Annotated in this window: 14 protein-coding genes; 3 read left to right on the forward strand and 11 right to left on the reverse strand. The window is 41.8% G+C overall.

The features are described 5' to 3' along the window. Positions 1-70: 70 nt before the first annotated feature. From C9J47_RS20220 to torE, 4 genes are all read right to left on the reverse strand, one after another. The gene (locus C9J47_RS20220; protein ID WP_107255113.1) at positions 71-553 is read right to left on the reverse strand and encodes a group II truncated hemoglobin; all 483 of its coding nucleotides are present in this window, start codon (positions 551-553) and stop codon (positions 71-73) included. 134 nt (positions 554-687) lie between these two features. Then, positions 688-3165, reverse strand: coding sequence for a trimethylamine-N-oxide reductase TorA (gene torA, locus C9J47_RS20225; RefSeq protein WP_107255114.1), 2478 nt, complete (start codon positions 3163-3165; stop codon positions 688-690). Between the two features lie 71 nt (positions 3166-3236). Further along, positions 3237-4421 (reverse strand): pentaheme c-type cytochrome TorC, encoded by a 1185-nt coding sequence (gene torC / locus C9J47_RS20230; RefSeq protein WP_107255115.1) that lies wholly within the window; start codon positions 4419-4421, stop codon positions 3237-3239. A gap of 36 nt (positions 4422-4457) precedes the next feature. Further along, the gene (torE, locus tag C9J47_RS20235; protein ID WP_107255116.1) at positions 4458-4631 is read right to left on the reverse strand and encodes a trimethylamine N-oxide reductase system protein TorE; all 174 of its coding nucleotides are present in this window, start codon (positions 4629-4631) and stop codon (positions 4458-4460) included. A 336-nt stretch (positions 4632-4967) separates the two neighbouring features. On the opposite strand from torE, the gene C9J47_RS20240 reads away from it, so the two are divergent. Next, entirely contained in the window at positions 4968-6272 is a 1305-nt protein-coding gene (locus C9J47_RS20240; protein WP_107255117.1) for a peptidoglycan DD-metalloendopeptidase family protein, read from the forward strand. Positions 6273-6431: 159 nt separating this feature from the next. On the opposite strand, the gene C9J47_RS20245 is transcribed toward C9J47_RS20240, so the two are convergent. The 6 genes from C9J47_RS20245 to cmoM all read right to left on the reverse strand — a co-directional run bounded on the left by C9J47_RS20245 (position 6432) and on the right by cmoM (position 16274). Further along, positions 6432-7250, reverse strand: coding sequence for a tetratricopeptide repeat protein (locus C9J47_RS20245; RefSeq protein WP_107255118.1), 819 nt, complete (start codon positions 7248-7250; stop codon positions 6432-6434). Positions 7251-7586: 336 nt separating this feature from the next. Beyond that, positions 7587-8615 (reverse strand): hypothetical protein, encoded by a 1029-nt coding sequence (locus tag C9J47_RS20250; RefSeq protein WP_107255119.1) that lies wholly within the window; start codon positions 8613-8615, stop codon positions 7587-7589. A gap of 275 nt (positions 8616-8890) precedes the next feature. After that, positions 8891-13354: a chromosome partition protein MukB gene (mukB, locus tag C9J47_RS20255; protein WP_425440612.1), complete on the reverse strand. Its 4464-nt coding sequence runs from the start codon at positions 13352-13354 to the stop codon at positions 8891-8893. After that, positions 13351-14085, reverse strand: a complete 735-nt coding sequence (gene mukE / locus C9J47_RS20260; RefSeq protein WP_036804379.1) for a chromosome partition protein MukE — start codon at positions 14083-14085, stop codon at positions 13351-13353. Before mukE ends, mukB begins: the two co-directional genes overlap by 4 nt. Beyond that, a complete protein-coding gene (gene mukF, locus C9J47_RS20265; protein WP_107255121.1) occupies positions 14066-15388 on the reverse strand; it encodes a chromosome partition protein MukF in 1323 nt (440 codons plus the stop codon). Before mukF ends, mukE begins: the two co-directional genes overlap by 20 nt. 73 nt (positions 15389-15461) lie before the next feature. After that, positions 15462-16274, reverse strand: coding sequence for a tRNA uridine 5-oxyacetic acid(34) methyltransferase CmoM (gene cmoM / locus C9J47_RS20270; RefSeq protein WP_107255122.1), 813 nt, complete (start codon positions 16272-16274; stop codon positions 15462-15464). Positions 16275-16396: 122 nt separating this feature from the next. Between cmoM and elyC the strand changes: the two genes are divergently transcribed. Continuing rightward, positions 16397-17251: an envelope biogenesis factor ElyC gene (elyC, locus tag C9J47_RS20275; RefSeq protein WP_107255123.1), complete on the forward strand. Its 855-nt coding sequence runs from the start codon at positions 16397-16399 to the stop codon at positions 17249-17251. 333 nt (positions 17252-17584) lie between these two features. Next, a complete protein-coding gene (locus C9J47_RS20280; RefSeq protein WP_107255124.1) occupies positions 17585-18982 on the forward strand; it encodes an L-cystine transporter in 1398 nt (465 codons plus the stop codon). Positions 18983-19149: 167 nt separating this feature from the next. Here C9J47_RS20280 and C9J47_RS20285 read toward each other — a convergent pair whose 3' ends face one another. Next, positions 19150-21090: a methyl-accepting chemotaxis protein gene (locus C9J47_RS20285; RefSeq protein ID WP_107255125.1), complete on the reverse strand. Its 1941-nt coding sequence runs from the start codon at positions 21088-21090 to the stop codon at positions 19150-19152. Positions 21091-21257 lie beyond the last annotated feature (167 nt).

Genomic DNA, 21257 nt, shown 5'->3' on the forward strand with positions numbered 1-21257 from the left:
CCTTGTACGACACGTGCTATTGCCTGCAATAAAGAACGATAAAACAACGCTCTTTATTGCAAAGAAAAGATTAACTTCTGTTACGACACATTTCAGCAGGGAAAGAAAGTTGTACCATAACGTAACGTTTAAAAACATCATCATAACCTTGCTCATCAAGTGCTTTTTGCATACACAATAACCACGCTTCTTTTTCTGCAATACCAATGGAAAGATGACGATGAGCACCAGGGATATTCATGCTGCCATATTTTTCAGCATAACGAGATGGACCGCCCATCCAGCCAGTTAAAAACGTAGTGAGCTTTTCACGAGAATCAGTAAGATCGGGCTTATGCATCGCACGTACAATCTCAGCTTCCGGCAATATGTCCATGTAATCATAGAAAGCATCAACCAGTTTTTTAACCCCATCTTCACCGCCAGCGGCTTGTAACGTAGCGTCTCCCATGCCATAAACTGGTGCTGGTTTTTTGGCTGGTGCAACATTCTCTTCTTGAATCGCGTCTTGTGTTTCACTGACTTGTGGGCTGCTAGATTGATCTGTTTTCATCATGGTTTCTTTTTGTGTTTTCGATAATATGCTCTTTATACCAAAGCATAGCGTATTTTATTAAATACTTATTCGATTGGCATTAAAATAAAAAGAGCTGCCAAAGCAACTCTCAGTATTGTTAAAGATGAACCTTAACTTTCAAATATTGGACCACCAAATGATGTTACAGGCGGTACTTCACCTTTAAACTTCTCAATCTCTACGATAACGGTATTAGCACAGGTTGCCTGAGCAAGCTCAGATGACCCGATATCTTGCGTAACCGTATTAGGGTCGCCATAGGTATCAATCGCACCAATTTTTTCATTTAGCGGGCCATACCAAGCACCTTCATGAATACGAATAACGCCTGTTGGGTAGTTATCTGACACTTTTGCACCCGCTAACAGTTGCCCTCGATCATTAAATACTCGCACCAGATCCCCATCTTTAATGCCACGTGCTTTCGCATCTTCAGGGCTAATGTAAACAGGCTCTCGATCTTGCACCGTATAGGTCGCTCGATATTCATCTGACTCACACATTTGTGAATGTAAACGCTGATCAGGGTGGCAAGATTGTAACCACAGTGGGAATTTATCTGAATGTGGCCCACCATGAGAACGTTCTGATTTTTCAAACCACATAGGGTGACCTTGGCAGTGCTCATAACCATAGCGATCAATCTTACGGCTGAAAATTTCAATAAAGCCAGAAGGCGTACCTAATGGATTTATTTCAGGGTCTTCACGGAATCCGGCGTGTTGAATGAAGGGTTTTCCGGGGCCAAATTCAACAATGCCATCCGCCCAAAACTGATCAAACTCTGGCATAGGGAAATTGGCTTGGTTCGCTTTTTTGCAGTCGGCGTACAACATACGCACCCACTCCATTTCATCCATACCACGAGTATATTGTTTCTGGCGACCAAATCGTCGCGTTAGTTCAGTAAAGATATCAAAGTCAGTTTTCGACTGATAAAGCGGATCCACCAGCTTATGCATCGCCAAAATACCACTTGCCGAATACGCACCATATAAATCAATATCGTTACGTTCAAACTGAGTACAGGCAGGCAAAACGATGTCAGAGAATCGACATGTTGCTGTCCATGCAAACTCAATAGTCACGACCGTTTGTAACTTTTGAAATGCTTTCTTCATTCGATTGCGATCTTGGTGATGATGCCAAGGGTTACAGCCGCTCACCACCAGCATCTTAGTATCTGGCAGGATCACTTTACTGCCGTTGTATTTAATTTCTTTGCCCGGCTCTAAAATCGCATCAAGCCATCGTGCAACAGGAATGGTTTTACTGTACCCATTAAAATCATCGTTATCCCATTTAGGCTTTTGACCTTCATCCACATTACGCGGAAAGCCCCCGGGACCTGCACCGCCTGTAGGAGGAATTCCCACCCCACTATAATGGTGTGAATAAGAAACACCGCCACCCGGTAAACCAATTTGCCCCAACATTGCAGCAATAACGGCTCCCATCCAGTAAGGCTGCTCACCATGTTGCTGACGTTGAATCGACCAACCGAACATTATCTGTGTACGATCTTTTACTATTAGGCGTGCCAGTTCGCGCGTCTGATCCGCCTTCACACCACAAATTTTTTCGGCCCACTCAGGTGTTTTTTCTACGTTATCTTTCGATTTACCCAGTACATACGGTAAGAAATCATCAAAGCCTAACGCATAAGTCTCTAAAAACTTTTTATCGTAAAGATCTTCTTTATAAAGTGTATGGGCAAGGGCCAACATGAATGCCACGTCTGTTTGCGGGTTCACATAAAGCTGATCACAATTCAGGTAATTCTGCGTTTTTGATTTAACAGGATCGATAGAGATCACTTTGATCTCGCCTTTTGCCACTTTCTCTTTTAACTGCTCATAATACTCATACGAGCCATGTGTTTCAGCTTGCCAGCCTACCTGTGTATTTTTGAAGGGATCGTTACCCCATAACACAATCGTTTTACTGTTCGATAAGATTTCGGGCCATGATGTTGCTTGCGCGTAGACCTCTGTTGAACCTAACACGTAGGGTAAAATAGTTTGACCAGCGCCAGTTGAATAATCACCGACTTTCGTCATGAAATTACCGTGCATACCAACAGCACGTTGCATATGTGATGTACAGCTGTGGAACTGCCCTGTTTGTCGCCAGCCTGTCATGCCGGCATGTAACGCCCAAGGGCCATAATCTTTCTGAACCCGTTCTAGTTCTTGATAGAACAGATCTAATGCTTCATCCCATGTCACCCGAATAAAGCGATTATTACCCCGTGTTTCACCGCTGTATTTGTGCTTTTTCAACCAATCAAGCCGCACCATCGGGTACCGAACACGAGAAGGGCTATAGATAATGCCTTTAATACCTTTCAACATATCAGTCGGATATTTATCTAATTCTAAGGCCTTAATCTCTTGCACTTTACCGTTATAAATACGGGCACGAAAAGCCCCCCAATGAGAACCCGATACCTTCCAGACCCCATCGGCAGTAGTGGCTGCACCTTCTGTCGCAGCATTAGCAGCTTGCACCAAAAGGCTTGGTCCAATCACAGACACTGCACTTGTCGTTGCTAGCCCTTTCAAAAATTTACGTCGACTCAGAGACATAAAAAATCCCTCGCTCTATTACACCACCCTAGACAAACAACTGATTATCAACTTATCCAGAATGGTATTATTTAGTGACCAGAATCAGAAAAATCTGATGAATGTTTTTGTAGGTATTTAAGCACTAACGCTTCACTATCACGATCGAGGTTAACGAACGCTAGCATGCCGTTAAACATACCTGGCCACGTATTGGCGTCGAAGTGGTTTTCTGCTGGCTGAGTATGACAAACACTACAGTTGGTTGTGTAAGCAGACTTAGTTTCACTCCAGATCATATCTACATTGTCTACTAACGATTCTTTTGGCATCCACAATTTCACTGTTACGCGCTGCCAAGGAAGACCGGTTAAATCATCTTCTTTTTCTTCAAATTTCTGTACTAACGTATTATTTTGCGCAGCATCTTTGCTTAAGGCAGCAGTCGGAATATTCATCCCAAAGTCTTCAGATATAACCCGTCCAAATCCTTTCGTTTTACGCCAGCCATTAATTTCAATTTGTATCGCATTGCCTTTTACTGCCACAACTTTTACTTCAGAAGCAGGATTCAGTTCTCCGCCACTTTGGGTTAATGCTTCATCTTCATACATAGGTAAGTAACGAACGCTGAAATAATTACTCCCTTCGGTGTAGCTGGTATTCTGAGATTGCGACACTAACTGCGATACCATGCCACCAGAAGTATCCATATTGTCGGGTAAGCTGTGAGCAATACCTTTATGACAATCCAAGCAACTTTGATCTTTCTCGGCCGCCTGTTTCATTTGCGATTGTGCCAAAGGAGACATTTCCTCCCACTTCATGCTTTCATATTGGTGACAGTTTTTACATTCGAGTGAACCATTAGAAGCAAAGCGTTTCCATTCATGTTGTGCTAACTCCCCACGTTTTGCTAAGAATTTTTCGCGGGTATCAATCGTGCCAAAAATAGCGCCAAACACTTCCTTACTAGCCTGCATCTTCCTTGCTATTTTATCCGTCCAATTATGAGGGACATGACAATCGGGGCATGTTGCTCTTACACCAGCATTATTCGACCAATGCACCGTTGTTTGTAATTCTTTGTACACGTTATCTTTCATCTCATGACAGCCAATACAAAACTTTTCTGTATTGGTAATTTCTAGTGCCGTATTAAAACCACCCCAGAAAATCACCCCAGCAACAAAGCCGCCTAACGTGAGTATACCTAAACTAATATGCACCGCAGGACGCCAAAAAGTGCCCCACAGCTTTTTAATAAAACTCATCATAATCTTAACCTGTCTGTTTATTGACTGTGATTTGAATTAGCCGTGGCCAGGAGGGCCGAGGAAGAAGATTTGTAGTGCCCAGACAATGAAGCCATAACCACCAACAAGCGCTACAGACAAAATGGGGAAGAGAAAAACAGTGATGAAAATAAATGATCGCCACTCATATTTTGATTTATCATTATCGGCAACATTATCGACGCTACTCATTGCTAATATCCTATTCTAAATATGCCACCCACCTCACCTTACGACTCATGAGGTAACCGTTAAAAAAGTATAGTTAACAATGTTACAAACACACATATTTTGAAGCACATCTGAGCTGCATTACAATTTTAAGCATTGTCGATTATCGTGAAAACTAACAAAAAACAAACATCCTGAAGTTGCTTGTAAAATTCAAATCATTAATTGTTTATAAATCAACCTCTCGAAACATCAGTTCATTTACCGTTCAGAAATGCTGTGCTTTTATGGTGAAATTTTGTGCCTATTTGGCGCAAATACAACACAAAAAAATAATAATGATGAGCACTTCTATTTATGTCGACGTTTAAAATGACAGTATTAAGTAAGTTTATTAACTATAAATTACTAAGCATTGCGGGATTATCTTTGGTCACTGTTGCGACAGTTTTATCTTTTCGTTCTAGTCCTATTCAAGACATCGAATTAGATATCGCATCATTCACATCAGTAAACACAGCCCCCGCTTCGGGCCCTCGCAACGACTCAATAAAAGACATTGTAAACCCGCCTAGCTATGAATATCAGATTCAATCAGGTGATACGCTAAGTGAGATTTTTGCAAAACTCGGCATCCCCCTATCTGATATGCAACAGGTGATGGAAGCTGACTTGGACAATTTACGTATTGATACGTTACGACCAGGCCACCTTTTACGGTTCTGGTTAGATGACTCGAGGCAGCGCCTCGACAAATTAGAATTAGAATTTAATGCAGCTCAGCGCGTTGACTATCAACGAGTGAATGAGGGTGGGTTTGAGTTTGTTGAAATTACGTTACCAGGTACATGGAAGTCATCTGTTGCTGCTGGTAGCATTTATGGCAGCTTCTCGGTATCGGCTCAAAAAGCAGGACTGGATTTCAGTGAAATTAACGAAATCATTAACTTGTTAAAAGATAAGGTTAATTTTTCGCGGGATCTTAAGGCTGGCGATACCTTTGAAGTTGTCGTTGCTAATCAATACATCGAAGGCAAAGCCACCGGATTGCACGACATAAAGGCTATTCGGCTTGAAAACCGAGGAAGAACAATATCAGCCTATTTACATGAAGACGGTAATTATTACGATGCAAACGGTGAAAGCCTGCAACGTGCTTTTTTACCTTACCCTTCAGCTAAGCGCTGGCGTATTAGCTCAAGCTTTAACGCGAATCGCCGCCACCCTGTTACTGGTCGCCGGGCACCACACAACGGTGTCGATTTTGCGGCACCAAGCGGAACTCCTGTATTAGCTACCGGTGATGGTGTCGTAGTAATGACCACCAACCACCCTTATGCTGGGCGTTATATTGTTATTCAACACGGGACAAATTACCGAACGCGATATTTGCATAACAGTAAAATCTTAGTGAAAAAAGGGCAAAAAGTATCTCGAGGACAACAAATTGCACTCTCGGGGCAAACTGGCCGAGTTACCGGTCCACATATTCATTATGAATTTTTGATTAGAAATAAACCCGTAAACCCAATGACGGCTAAGATTCCAATGGCGTCATCGGTTCCAACCAAAGAAAAAGTCCAATTCGAACAGACGGTCGCAAAGTATAATAAATTAATGCGACTAGAAGACACAAACCCCATCGAAATTGCTAAGCAATAACGATGAATTTATATCTTTTTAAAAGTCGCTAGTCATTTTTCATAGGCTTCTTGTCACGAGAATAAGCTGCGATCAAAAAGGGCTGACTTCCATAACTCGTTAGAGTATTAGAAGTCAGCCCTTTTATAAGGAATCTATTTATAGGCGATTAAATCATGATTAAAGTGAAGCGCTATAAAGTGTTTGGCTTTGCTTATAAAGCTGTAAGCGCTGCTCGAATTTAGCAATACGCTGTGTATTTACTCGCTCAGCTTTATTACTCGGCACGGCTTTTTCTAACTTACCAATCGCTTCTTTTTGTGCGTTTACTGCCTTTGAAAATTCACCACATGCTGCATACGCGGCTGCAAGATTATCATAATCACCCGCATCACCCGTTCCAGAACGGCTTAATACTTGCTTCGCTAACTTAAGAGCACGTTCACCATCACGCATACGTTCGTCGGTGCAGGTTGCATATAACCATACTAAATTACGCTTAGATTCTAACGACCCACCATTTGATGCATCATTGAACCATTTAATCGCATTAGCACAATCAACTGAGCCCGTAGCCCCTGACGCATAATATGAGCCTAGCTCAATCATTGCAGGTACAGAACCCTCTTTTGCAGCTTCTGTATACCAATATAAAGCTTGCGACGTATCTTTAGGTACAAGCTGACCTGCTTTAAATAAATCAGCAATCATAGTTTTAACTTCAGGCATATCAACAGCTGCTTTCTGTAACCAATACATACCTTTTAGTCGGTCAACCTTAAGACCATTAGTTCCTTCTAAATAAGCACGCCCGAGAAAAAGCTGCATATTTGTATCACCCTGATCAGCTTCAAGCTCAACATACTTCAATGTAGAAAGTAGGTGATTAGCTGGAGACGTGGTAACTGACGCATTGGCAGTTGAAATACCATATCCAGTGACAGCAAAGCCGAACATTGCACTGATAACAACTTTTTTTAGGGTCATAACTGCTGGCATAAAAATGTCTCTTTCAAATGACTGGGTGACGTTGAGAAGAGAAGTTATAGAACTGGCGGTTAAAAAACAACCACAAAAATACAGCATACGTGACCATTTACCACGACATTATCATTTAATTACAGCTTGGTCAGAAGGTTAAGTTAGCTAGCATTTTATTCTAGGATTTTAATAATGAGAGATCGATCGAATTAAAAAGGACCATAATGACCCAGCTTAACTGAATAACCGCTGAATAAATCACCAACAAAAACCCGATATAGTATGACCAAAAGCTGAAAAGCCGAGAAACTTTTTAAGATTTCTCGGCTTTTATCTCGTACAACAAATGCTCAGTTAGAAAGGCTTATAGTACTCTTGCCCACCACTAACAGATTGATCGTTATGCATAGAGTCTTCATCTAGATCGATATCCAAATCAATCTGATTAGGTAAATCAGCTAAAGCATTACACGCTAACAGAACATCGTATGTTCCTTCTGGTACGTAGCCCATTGAATATTGGTTATCAATAACTTTTGCTGTACTAACGGGTGGGTTATCAGACCCTAAATCACCATAACCTGAGTCGTCATTATCATAAAGATACACATACGCATTATCTGAAGAGTCACATGTTGCCGGATCAACATCACCATAAATAGTTGCGGCCATTAAATTATCAACTAACCGTAATCCTTTATTTTTCAAGTAATACGCATTTTCGAGCATCTGCAACATGCTTCTAAGATCAAATGTCATGGTATAAGTCGTTGGCACATCGATATTAATATCTAGCCCATCAAAAGACAGCTCATCCACCACTTCCATATATTGTTTATTTAAAGCATCACCAACATAAGAGTAATATTGTGGCTGACCAAGAGTGTCCCCTATTAGTGAATCATACGTACCCTGAATAACAGACAACGACATACCGGTATATTCTCCAGCTGCCACTAACTGATCAGAAATTAACTGAATGATATCCACACCAGTTAAGTCATGAAGATCGATCACAATAAATTTTGGGTAACCATCATTATCAACCGGAATAGAGGAATCAGCAGGAATACATTGCTTATTACTGATTTCATCTGGGTTGTTCATACTTTTGGTTGTCCACTTTGTAATCGTGCCGGCTATATCCGTCACACTTACAGCATCGATAGCAACACAAGCTTGCAATTCATCACCATCAGGTACTTCTGTTGGCGGTACGACGACATCAACAGAGATTGGCACATCTGCTTTCGCACCGTCACTGCTTGTTGCTGTTCCGCCACCAGAATCACTATCAGAAGCCGATGTTGTACTAGAATCACCGCCACCGCCGCACCCAACCACCACAAACATGGTGAGCACCATTAAAATTATTTTTTTCATGTCATCACCCCTACGAGATTACAGAAATTGTTATGTTGGATGGCCGAATCCAACATTAATACCCACCTAGCAAATCAGATTGGTAATGAAATTTTAGGAGTTATTTGAGGTGTGAAAAATTTATCGGAGCCGTTATTAAACATTGAGAAAATGATCTTACAAACAAGACAATTCTAGGGGGAGAAAAAAGGAATTACGTGGCAGGGAGAAAGCCAAGAATATATTTGAAGTATAAAAAAGGCCAGATTTCTCTGGCCTTTTCAATACATAAGCTATTATGCAGGATTAAAATCTAACATCTCTTGTATGTTTGTTTCGCTCTTTGGTTCTTGTCCAAAACCACGAAGACCCACCACATGTACGTGCTCTCGATCTTTGAAAATCTTACGCACTAACTTGTAGGTCGTTCCCTTTTCAGGGCTAATATTTTCTGGTGCTGCAATTAATAATTGCATATCCAAACGCTCACAAAGTTCGAATAGTGTCGCGATGGATTTACCATCTAAACGTGCAGCTTCATCCAAGAACAATAAACGACATGGGATAAGATCTTTACCGCGTAAGCGGCGCGATTCTTCTTCCCAGCTTTGAATCACCATCAGTAGAATTGCCTGGCCCGTACCAATGGCTTCACCCGTGGATAACGCGCCAGATTCAGCCTGTAGCCAACCGTCTGTACCACGGTTTACTTCAATGCTTAATTCTAGGTAGTTACGGTAATCCAATAATTCTTCACCTAAGATTTGCGGCGAACGCTGCCCCATATCAATATGAGGATTCAAACGCTGGAACAACTTCGCAATAGCTTCAGAGAAGGTTAAGCGGTTATTACCAAATAAGTCTTGGTGTTGGTCTTGCTGCTCAGCCAAACCACTCAGCAATGATTCGTGCGTCTCGCGTACTTTAACGTTTAGACGTACACCATTAACCTGACCAAAACCGATATTTTGCAAACCTTGGTTTAGCATACGAATACGGTTTTGCTCACGCTGAATCGTTTTTCGAATAATGTTCGCAACAGAGTCAGAACTGATAGCCAAACGTTGTTCACGTGCTGTTAGCTCTTCAGTAAGGCGGGCGAGCTCTACCTCCATCTCTTCAATCGCTTCAACCGGATCATCGGTACGAATAATATCGTGACGGATACGTTCACGAAGATGTTGATAAACAGCAATGTAGAACAGTACTTTACGCTCAGGGCGCGAAATATCTTCAGAAGCACGTAAGGCATCACGCAAGTCTTCGTTATCTGCGACGGCAAGACGTAAAGCACCTAATGATTTATCCGATAATGAACGTAATTCATCAGCAGACATATACGCCATTTCACGGCGGTGTAAACGGCGCTCAACATCATTTTCGCGTGCTAGGCGTAATACTGCACACCAGCCTGCTTTCGCATTCACGACCAACTTACGAATTTCTTGGTACTCTTTGCCTACTTTACGCAGACGTTTCACCAATGCCTTCATTTCAAGTTCAATGGAGGTAATCGCTTTTTCTAGCTCACTACGACGGCTACGCGAACTGTGTAGACGTTCATTAAGCTCATCACGGCGAATACGTGCCCGCTCTTCTGCTTCAACATCAGCACGAACACCCAGCTCTTGCAGCTCACGTTCAAACTCCAGCACGGTTTCACGTTTGGCTTGATGCGAACTCTTTAACGACGCCATTAACTGGTTGTACTGGTTCGCTTGCGCACGAGCTTGTTTAAGGGCATCACGACAACGTGTACGTTCACGCTCTGCTGCTACCAATTTCGCTTTAAGCTGCTCATTAAGCTCTGAGCTTTTGTTCACTAACTCAACAGAATCGATATACGTGAAGTGATGACGACGCTCTACCAAATCGGCGACAGCAAATATCTGCTTCTTAAGAGCCTGTAGTCGACTATCAGCATCAACATAACTTGTTTGTAGTGCATCAAATTGCTCTGGATCCGCATCTAGCGCAGACACTAAACCTTCAAGCTCTGTAATGGCTCTACCGTGACGATCTAAGTAATTACGCGCTTCATCAAGTTGTGAAAGTTGCTGCTCTACTTCTTCAAAACGAGCAGTTAAGGTTTCATCTTCTAACAAGTTAACAAGCGGGTTCAGTTTACCTAATAACGCTAAGCCTTCACGCGCTGCGACAAGCTGGCTACGTTGCTGTTGTTCTTTAGCCGCTGCATCGGCTAATTGACGGGTCGCTTGATTTCGCTTTTCTCTCGCAAGCTTTAATTCCGCTTCAGGATCAGCATTGAATGCTATCGACATGTGTGTCGCGACAAAACTGTTAAAGCTCTGATATAAACGCTGGAGCTTTTGCGAATCAAATGCCGATTTCGCGTGGTCTTCAATCAGTTGATCACGTTCTTCACGTAATTGCTCTAGACGTTGTTCACGAGCTGCTCGCCCAAATAGAGGCACCTTCGGATAACGAGAATAGCGTAATTGACGGTCGTTTAAGTGAACGCATATCGCCCCGTCTAATTCATCAACATCAAAGCCGCTGTCATCAAATGAATCAACATCGCCTTCAATGATATAGAGATCGTCGGGGCAATCTTCTAATGCGATGAGCTTATCTTTAATATCTTTAAGGTCGGGTACAACAATCGCATGACGAGCAGGACCATACATCGCGCTAAAATACGGTGCATCAGCTAAAGTAATGTCATCATAAATTTCAGACAGTAGACTGCCGCCAAGTGTATCTGCTAAGCCACTTAAACGTGCATCATCACTGCCACCAGGCTGTGCAAGACGTTCAATATCAAGCTCCAGTTGTTTCTTGCTCAAGGCAAGCTGATCACGATGAGCAGAGACTTCACGTTCATTGTCTAATGTTTGTTGCATTGCATTCATAACAGACTGACTATCTGTTAATTCTGCATCTACCTGATCAGACAGTTTTTCAAGTGCATCAGATGCGGCAATCCATGCGGGTGCCGACGCTTCTAAAGACTTAATTTGAGTACCTAGTTGCTGCTCTTGACGACGCAAATCGTTGCGTTGATCAACTAAAGCTTCTTGTTCTTGCTCAAGACTTTCGAATGTAGCTCCATGACGAGCTTGCTCTTCTGCTAACACTAACTCGCTATCAACAACAGTTGCAAAACGCTTGCTGTAACTTTCTGCCAGCTCAACCGCTTGACGTTGATTACGCACACTGCGTTCAAGATCACGGTACTGACCTTTTAGCTGATCGCCTCGCTCTGAAACTGCACGAAGTCGACGAGCATGTGTGATCAATTCACGGGCTTTTTGACCAGCCGTTGCTCGGTCAATGGCACCCGCAATGGTCTGGACAATTTTAAGGCCTTTCTCAAATTGTTCAGCCGCCGCAGACGACATATCCAACTTGTGTTTAAGTGCCAATAAAGCGGTGGTTTGTAATTCTTGGTCACGCTTTAGTTGCGACAAATATGCAGGTGCGTTATCAGCCAATAAATCATTAACATTCGACAGTTCACGTGCTTTTTCTAAAGCATGAACCGCTTGTTGATATTGTAAAGCACGGGTTTGCTGCATATTCAATGCTTGCTGGTAGTCAGCAAGCTGCGTCTTCAAGCTATCAACTTCTTCTTCAGTTAATACAGCTTGTTCTTCAGCCATTGCAAGTTGTTCAGCCGCTTCTTCAACGACCATTACCTGCTCTTCAAGACGCTCGGTTAATTCTTCTAGATCTTCTTTATAACGTTCGATCTTTTCTTGTTGACGTACTGCATTTTGTACAAGTTGCAGATGATCAGACGCTGCTTGATGATCTTGCTCTAAAGCACTTTCACGATCATTTAATTCGTCTAGCTCGCCTGACATGTTAGTCAGTGAGTTATTTTGATCGCCCAGTATCTTGCGTGAACCTAATAATTCGCCACGTAATTTCAGCGTTGTTTCTAACTTATTACGACGTTCATTAGCATGACGCATATAATCAGCCGCAACATAGTGTGTTGCTTCAGAGATCAAATGCTTAAATAAATCACGATCGCTTTGAGTCAGCTTAATCGCTTCTAATGTCATGCGGTTTTCACGTAATGCCGCTTCCATATCTTGGAAAGCTTTTTTCACACCGGAGTTATGTGGTAATAAGTAGTCACGTAACGAACGGGTAATGGCACTTGAAATACCACCGTAAAGTGATGCTTCAATTAAACGATAGAATTTAGAGCGGTCTTGGGTATTACGCAATTTCTTGGGTAATACACCAAATTCAAACATTTGCGTGTGATAATCCGTAACAGAATTAAAGGCTTTAAATTGTACGCCTTCATATTCACCCGCAATTTCTTTCACTTCATTAATTTGACGAACACGAGCCTGATTTTCAGACAAGGTTTCAACCAATAATTCAGTCGGTTTAACGTGTGATGGCAAACCTTGAATAAGGAACGGTTTAATATCGACTTTTTTATCGCGACCCGCTACTTGCTGCAGTTTTACACCAAAAATAATACGCTGCTTTTTCGAGTTAACGACATCCAATGCCGCATAACACGCACCCGGTTTTAACTTACCGTGCAAGCCTTTATCACGAGATGCGTTTGAACTACCCGCTTCTGTGGTATTACGAAAATGCAGAAGACTTTGATCAGGAATTAAAGTCGTGATGAACGCAGCCATGGTGGTGGATTTACCCGCACCATTACCGCCAGATAATGTGGTAACCAAATTATCGATATCAAAAGTACGAGCAAAAAAGCCGTTCCAGTTGACCATTGTGAGTGATTGATACTTACCGCGTTCCATCAGACTTCACCCTCTTGCATTGTCTGCTCTGAATCATGATGTTCAGTATCATCCGCGTCAAACCCATCAAGTAAGCTTGATTGACTTGGTTCTTGTTGATGCACAACAGCTTCACCGTCACGAATTAGGCGTAATTGCGCTTCGCGCACATCATCACCTGTTCGTACATCAGCACCAAAACGGAATACCGATTCACTGATACGGAATTTACCATTTTCACCAATTGGGATAAGCATACCGATACGACGTAAACGACGAAGCGACGTTTTCACTTTGTCGTACAGTTTTTCACGATCAAGATCGGAACCCGATGCACGGTGTGTAACAAACTTCATTAGCTTTTTTTCATCAGCCAACACTAAAAGTTCATCAAACAGCTCTTGATTGGTAAAAATACCTTCATGGGCAAGGCGCTCAGGGCTAAGGTATAAGAAACACAGCACTTTACCGACCAGCATGTCGATTTCAGACAAGACTGAACGACCAATCAATGACGTAGAACGTGGGCGCAGATAAAAGAACCCCTCTGGTGCGCGAATAAGTTCGGCATTGTAACGGCGGTAAAACATACCTAACTCACGCTCAAACTCGATCAGTAAAGCGTGGTTATCTAAATCTTCGCTAGAAACATGACGACCAGATCGGAGCGCATTATCTAGCGCCGGAAAAAGTGGGTTAGCTATCGCTTTTGCCAGTTTTTCAGGCATATATTCTTCAATATTTATCGATGACATTGGCTTGTACCTTGGCTCCATGTTCATTAATCGCTTCCCAATCAGGCTGAATGGCATTGAAGTCAGATTCGGAATACCCAAGTCTTACTGCCTGATCAATTACAATTCGCGTTACATCAAAATGTCGCGCTTGCGGGTGTTGAGCCAAATAATCTTTCAGAAGCGAGCTCAAATTAATGGCTGCACCTGTTTCTTTATGGGCTTTTAGCATTTCAGCAACTTGATCAGAAAGCTGATCATTGACTAGGCTAAGTTCTTCAAATTCCATTTCTTCAGGTACGATGCCTGTTACTTCATCATCACGTAAAACTAAGGTTTCATCGCGCATATCAAGTAAACGTTCGGCATCGGCATATGTAAGAAGCCATGGGTTATCGAAGTAATCTGTTACCGATTGGCGCAAACGCTGGCTAAATGCCCGGTTCTTATCCATATCGATAGCTGTTCGAATAAATTTATGTACGTGGCGATCATAACCAATCCACAAATCAATCGCTTGCTGACCCCAATTAATAATACGGTCTAGCTTCATTTGTAGAATAAAGATCATGCCATCAACGAAATCCAGTTCAATATTGCCCTGAATTTCTTCTTGGATAATCAGCAACTGTGTTTGCAATTGGTCACCAGCAGCTTGCAAGGTGTCTTGCAATTCACGTAACGTGCTTGATGTTTCGTTAAGCAATGCTTCACAGTTAGTAATTGCCGCGCGCCAATCTTGAGTCAACAATTCAGCGATATTGGTTTTCACCTGCTGTTGCTGCTCATCCATAGTGCGTTGGTTTAAATCAATGCGGTCAAAAATTTCTGCCACTGAATATTTCAACACTGCGTGAACATTCAGTCGCCAGTGCTTCTCGTCACCGCCTTTTTGCGCTGCATCTGCTGCTTTGTTAATTTCATCAGCGACCATCGCTAATTGAATTGACAACTTCAGCGTCGAATACTCTCGTTGACGTACGTAGTAGTCTGTTATACCTAGCGCTAATGGACTTAAACGGTAAATACTTGCACCGTCGTTCATTTCACTGGTAAAGCGCGTAATTAAGCGCTGACGTACTAATTCATTTATGGCGTTGTTGGCACGAAAGGCTAGAGTTTCTTTTGATTGATCAAATAAATCGCTCACAATACGGAACGCATCAATCAACTCTCCTTCCCCTAATTCTTCATCAAAGCGATCGCCACTTAATACAGCAATCGCCAACAAGAACGCCAGCCGTTCGGTTGGTAAGTTAAGCGAGAAATCATGCTGCTTAACCCAAGTCACCAACTCAGGAACGGTCTGGGAAACTTCACTCATCCGTTGTCCTTATTGCTGTTATGTTATGTTCTTTTCTATGGGTAATATGTTCTTTTATAAGGGTAAATAGTGCTTATTCACAGTTACTGCCGTTCACTTGCATCTCTTCGCACAAGGGTTTACGTGCATAAACGTGAATATAACGCCCCAAAGACAAATAAGGCTCCTGACGACAAAGCTTTTGCTCCATCTCAAGAACTTGTTCAAAACTGTAATCACCAACCATCGCATTTTGCATGTAATCGTGAAAAGTGCGTACGCCAGTTTTGCCTAAAATAGTTAATCCCGCGTTTATCAGGCAACTATACACCTCATCAGGCTTAATGCCTTGCTGCGGTTGCAGCTTAAAACGCTTACGATGAGGCATACCTTCTTCTATGTGCGTCAAATTACCACAAATTAGGTTTTTAAATAGCAAACCATTGTAGTTATAAAACATCACTGAAATGACACCACCAGGTTTGACTTGTTCCAATAATTGGTCAAGTACCGTTATTGGATCCGATAGCCACTCCATCACTGCATGAAAAAGCACCAAATCGACAGGTTCATCAAGATGGTCACCAATATGCTGAACAGGACTATGAACTAAGCGATATTGCTTAAGAAGTCCATTTTTAGCAATTTCCTGCTCGGCTAGTGTCAGCATTTCACCAGAAAGATCACATAAAGTGACATGATGACCTAACTCTGCAACTTTTTGTGACAATTGTCCGATACCCCCACCAGCGTCTAAAATACGCAGCGGAATATCACCGTCGAACCCAGATAGAATCTGCTCTATATCCTGCCAGACAACTGTTTGTCGGATCTGCCCTTTGGCAGTGCCATATATGTTTTTCGCAAATTTTTGCGCTAAATCATCAAAATTTCGATCTTCGATCACGGCAACTTTACGTTATGATAGTGGTTCAAAAAAAGTGAAGCTTATTTTCTCACAAGCGTTATAGGAATAAAGGCTTGTGATGCTTTTTCAAGCTTGATTGCTGAAATTTCGGACGACATTACATGTTTGAACTAAAAAAAATGATATCTGCCTTACTTATGCCCCTACCCGCGATGCTTATTCTTGGGTTTATCGGGTTATTGATTTTATGGTTTACCCGTCGAAAAGGACTTGCTTCTTGCTTTATCGCTTTTGCGTTCTTAGGAATTTTCATGGTCTCTTTCCAACCGATTGCGACCAGTTTATTACGCCCATTAGAAACTGAAAACCGACCGTTTGTACCTTCATCCACACCGGTTGATTACATCATGGTACTGGGAAGTGGGCATGTTATTGACAAGGCAATGCCAATAACATCCGAATTATCTCGTGCTGCCCTAATGCGCCTATCTGAAGGCATGCGCATTTATCGGCTCTTTCCAGGCTCTAAATTGATTCTATCCGGTTATGGTGGAGGCAGTGATATAAGCCAAGCACGTATGATGGCAAAAGTCGCATTAGCGCTAGGGGTGAACAAATCTGATATTTTATTACTTGAAACGGCCCGTGATACTTGGGAAGAAGCATTTCAAGCAGCCTCTGTTGTGGGTGATAAGAATATGGTGCTCGTTACCTCGGCAAGCCATATGACACGCGCATTGTATGAGTTTAATCAGGCAGGGCTAACCCCAACACCCGCTCCCACTAACTTCTTAGCCAGTAATAAGATTAAGCAACCATGGGACAGATACGCGCCTAAAGCAAAGTATCTCGAGCAAACTGAGCGCTATTGGCATGAGACCATGGGGCAGATTTGGCAAAGAATACGCGATACAGCAGCAAACGTTGAAAAAGACAAAGCGGATGAAACCAATAAAAATGCAAATATCAGCCCTGTCGAAGTATTGGATGAAAACGACAGTACTGCCACGCCATAAAACAAAGTAGTAAAATCACACAAAACCAACATAAGGCTAACATTCATTGTTAGCCTTTTTTATTCACCAAGCAAATACCTCTTTTACTTAGCTTTTCTGCTTGAAGTACACATTTCAACCCTTATTACTAAAAGTTTTATTATGTGCGATTTTCATATAGGAAATTCACCTAAAAGTACTAACGGTTTTGCAACTCACGTCATATTATCTACGCCCTAAGCATATTGATGCTTCTGTCGGTATTTCTTAAACATATTTTAGACACAACACACTTTTGTAATAAGTAAGTAAACGGACTTACGGCTTAACTTCTCTTTTTTTAGGATTCCACCCATGATTTATCCCATTATCAACTTGGCTTTTTTTGCCCTACTCATTGCTTTATTGCTGAAGCAACAACGCACAGAACAAACTCTTTCTAAGCGCGTGTTTACTAGCCTTGGCTTAGGGGTACTTTTTGGTGGCGCATTACAACTCATTTATGGTGGTGGCAGCCAGATAGTTGCAGACACACTTGAGTACGTGAACATTGTTGGTGCCGGTTATGTCAGCCTACTGAAAATGATCATCATGCCGCTAATCATGGTGTCTATCATTGGCGCTATCGTGAAAGTGAAAGACTCAGGTTCACTGGGTAAAATATCAGGATTAACCATTGGTATTCTGCTGGCGACAACAGCGGCTTCAGCGTTAATTGGTATTCTAGTTAGCAATATGTTTGGCTTATCTGCAGATGGTATTGTGCAAGGCGCACGAGAAATTGCACGTGGCGAAATGCTTGAATCACGCTTAACGAACATTGAAGCTGTGTCGTTTGCTGACATGGTTATTTCTTTCTTTCCTGGTAACCCATTTGCTGACTTAGCAGGTAGCCGTGCTACATCGACTATTGCCGTTGTTATCTTCTCTGCTTTCATTGGTGTAGCAAGCCTGAGTGTTATGCGTACTCATCCTGAATTGGGTGCAAGCTTCGAAAAGTTCATTAACGTTGCTCAAGAAATTGTTCGTACATTAGTACGCATGGTACTTAGCCTAACGCCTTACGGTGTTCTTGCGTTAATGACCAAGGTTGTCGCAGGCTCTAACTATGCTGATATTCTAAGCCTAATTAATTTTGTGGTCGCGTCTTACGTTGGCTTAGCACTAATCCTTGTTCTGCATTTAGTTCTTGTTTCATTCGTAGGTGTTAACCCAATTCGTTTCTTGAAGAAGATTCTTCCGGTACTGCTGTTTGCTTTCACTTCGCGTTCAAGCGCTGGCACTATCCCACTAAATATTGATGCGCAAGTTAAGCAACTGGGTAACGGTGAAGGGGTTTCAAACTTCTCGGCATCATTCGGGGCGACAATGGGCCAGAATGGTTGTGCAGGTTTATACCCTGCGATGCTTGCAGTAATGATTGCACCAACTATTGGCATAAATCCACTAGACCCAGGCTTCATTGCAACACTTGTAGCGATTGTAACGATCAGTTCATTTGGCATTGCAGGTGTAGGTGGTGGCGCAACATTTGCTGCGCTAATTGTTCTTTCTGCTCTTGATATGCCTGTTGCGCTTGCTGGTCTACTTATTTCAATCGAACCTTTGATCGATATGGGCCGTACTGCTGTAAACGTTAGTGGTGCCATGACGGCCGGTACTATTACTTCTCGTGTACTGGGGCAAGCTGATGACACCATCTTCAATCAAGACCTTGAAACAGATACAACGACTGATACTGCGAAAGTGTAATCTGTTTTAAAGTTGGCTTTTCAAAAGATAATATAAAAAATCCGAGTGCATGATTACACTCGGATTCTGACATCCCTAGAGGATCGTTCAACTGATCATTTTTCGCTAACTGATCGTCATTAGAGCTAATGCTCCCTTTTATTTACACGTAAACAATATCAGTGAAATTAAATTCTAAAGTAAGAAAGCAGTGCTTTTTGCTCCTCAGAAAGCCTTGCTAGTTCTTCACTTGCCTGTGAACTCTGTGCAATCCCCGCAACATTTTGGTGAACCATATCAGAAGTCGATACGATGTTTTGAGAGATATCCTGTGTAACACCTGACTGCTCTTCGGAAGCAGTAGCTACTAGGGTGTTTAGATCGGATATTTCACTAACAGAATGAGAAATTGTTTCAAATGTATTAGATAGCTTTTCATTAATAGTGAAAGCCTCAGTGATTAGCACTGTATTGTTTCCCATGAACTGATCTGCTTTTAAGGCTTGCTCTTGAAGGCGAGAAATCAAGCCTTGTATATCAACAGTAGATTGTTGGGTCTTCGCGGCTAGCGATCTAACTTCGTCCGCAACTACAGCAAACCCTCGACCTTGTTCTCCAGCTCTAGCTGCTTCAATTGCCGCATTCAAAGCTAATAAGTTTGTCTGCTCTGAAATGCCATTGATAACGTCAACTACTGTTCCAATTTCAGTAGAGAAGTCTCGTAGTTGACTAACAATTTGTGTCGATTCCTGAATAGACGAGGCAATTTCGTTTGAAATTCTATCTGATTCAACTAGTGCAGTTTTTCCATCGTCTACGTTCACATTAGCTGTATTAGCTGCTGTTTCAGCATTGGAAGCGTTTATGCTCACTTCATTAGCCGTACTTGATAGCTCACTAATTGCTGTCGCTACTAGCTCTACTTGAGTTAATTCCATTTCCGAGTTTGCTTTAGACTCGTTCATCACCGCAGATAGCTCAGAGGAGGCAGAAGAAACATTTTCTGAGACTGAGTGCAGCCCAGATAATATTCTTCTTAATTCGTGATGCATGTTGAGAATATTTGCGTAAATACCGGTTTCATTACCTGTCATTGAGAGTTCAGTTTTCAGATCTCCTTCTGAAACCATCTTCACCATATCAGCAATTTCACTTGGCTCACCACCTACAACTCGCATAATACTTCTGTAGATGTAAACTGCTGATGCCAAACTTGCAACAACTGCTATAACTGACAGCAAACTTAGTAGTATTTTTGCATTGCTTATCTCGCTTTGCAATTGAGGGCCAATAATGTTTTGGCGAGAAGAAGTATCTTCTTCTATTTTCTCAATAGACGCCGCAGTATCATCGCCAACTTTATTAAGAACTTCGTAATTTACTTTGTTCCGCTCTTTAATTGTTTTTGATAGATCTAAAAATGCAGATTGATATAAGTATAACGATCGCTCATATCTATTTAATAATGCCACTCGTTTAGGGTTTTCTATTTTATCTGTTAGAGTTTTTAGCCTTTTCTTCATGCTGCTAAACTCTAAAAGTACTCTTTTTTCGTCGTTACTGCTGTTGCTATCTAAGAATTTCATAATATAAAGTCTAGACAGCAACGTACTTTCTTGTAGCAAACCAGAATAATAGCCAGCTTCAAAGTCTAGATCATCACGAGCTGTTCTTGTTATGTCTGTTAGTGACTCTTGCATTATTAACCCATTAGGGTCAAGAATATCATTTACTATTTCAGTTCCGTCCTTTAACAGAGTGTCAATTCTCAAAAAACCATCATTATATTTTATTGCCGAGTTTTCTATTTTTAAGAACTTGTCTCTCAATCCCGAATACTGCGGCAAGTCAATTACTCCGCCAACAAGGCTCTTTAGTTCTCCAATATTTTCATGAATAACCCCCTCTAGTTCAGGAGATTGCTTTCTTATGTATTTGCTGGCAGCTAGCCTAGTTTCTAGGATATTTGACTGTATTTCGCCAGAAGTAACGCTGGCAATAGCTAAATTACGGTATTCAGTAAAACCGTCTAGTGTCACGCTGAGTTTATAAAATGAAGATGTTGCCAATAAAAGTAATAACACCAAACACACTCCAAACCCACCAATTAACTGATGCCTTAATTTCATACACTTGCCCTTTAAAATATTAACAACTTTCTAATTATTAGGTTTACTGCACTCGGTAACTAATTCTTATTTAAAGATTTATACCTATGCCGCCCTCTATATACGCCTAGCGCATGGATATTAAAGGATGACGTCCTTAATAACTAGCATAAGAGGCTATTACCTGT

Origin of the sequence: Photobacterium indicum, assembly GCF_003026215.1 — a bacterium.
Classification (GTDB): domain Bacteria; phylum Pseudomonadota; class Gammaproteobacteria; order Enterobacterales; family Vibrionaceae; genus Photobacterium; species Photobacterium indicum.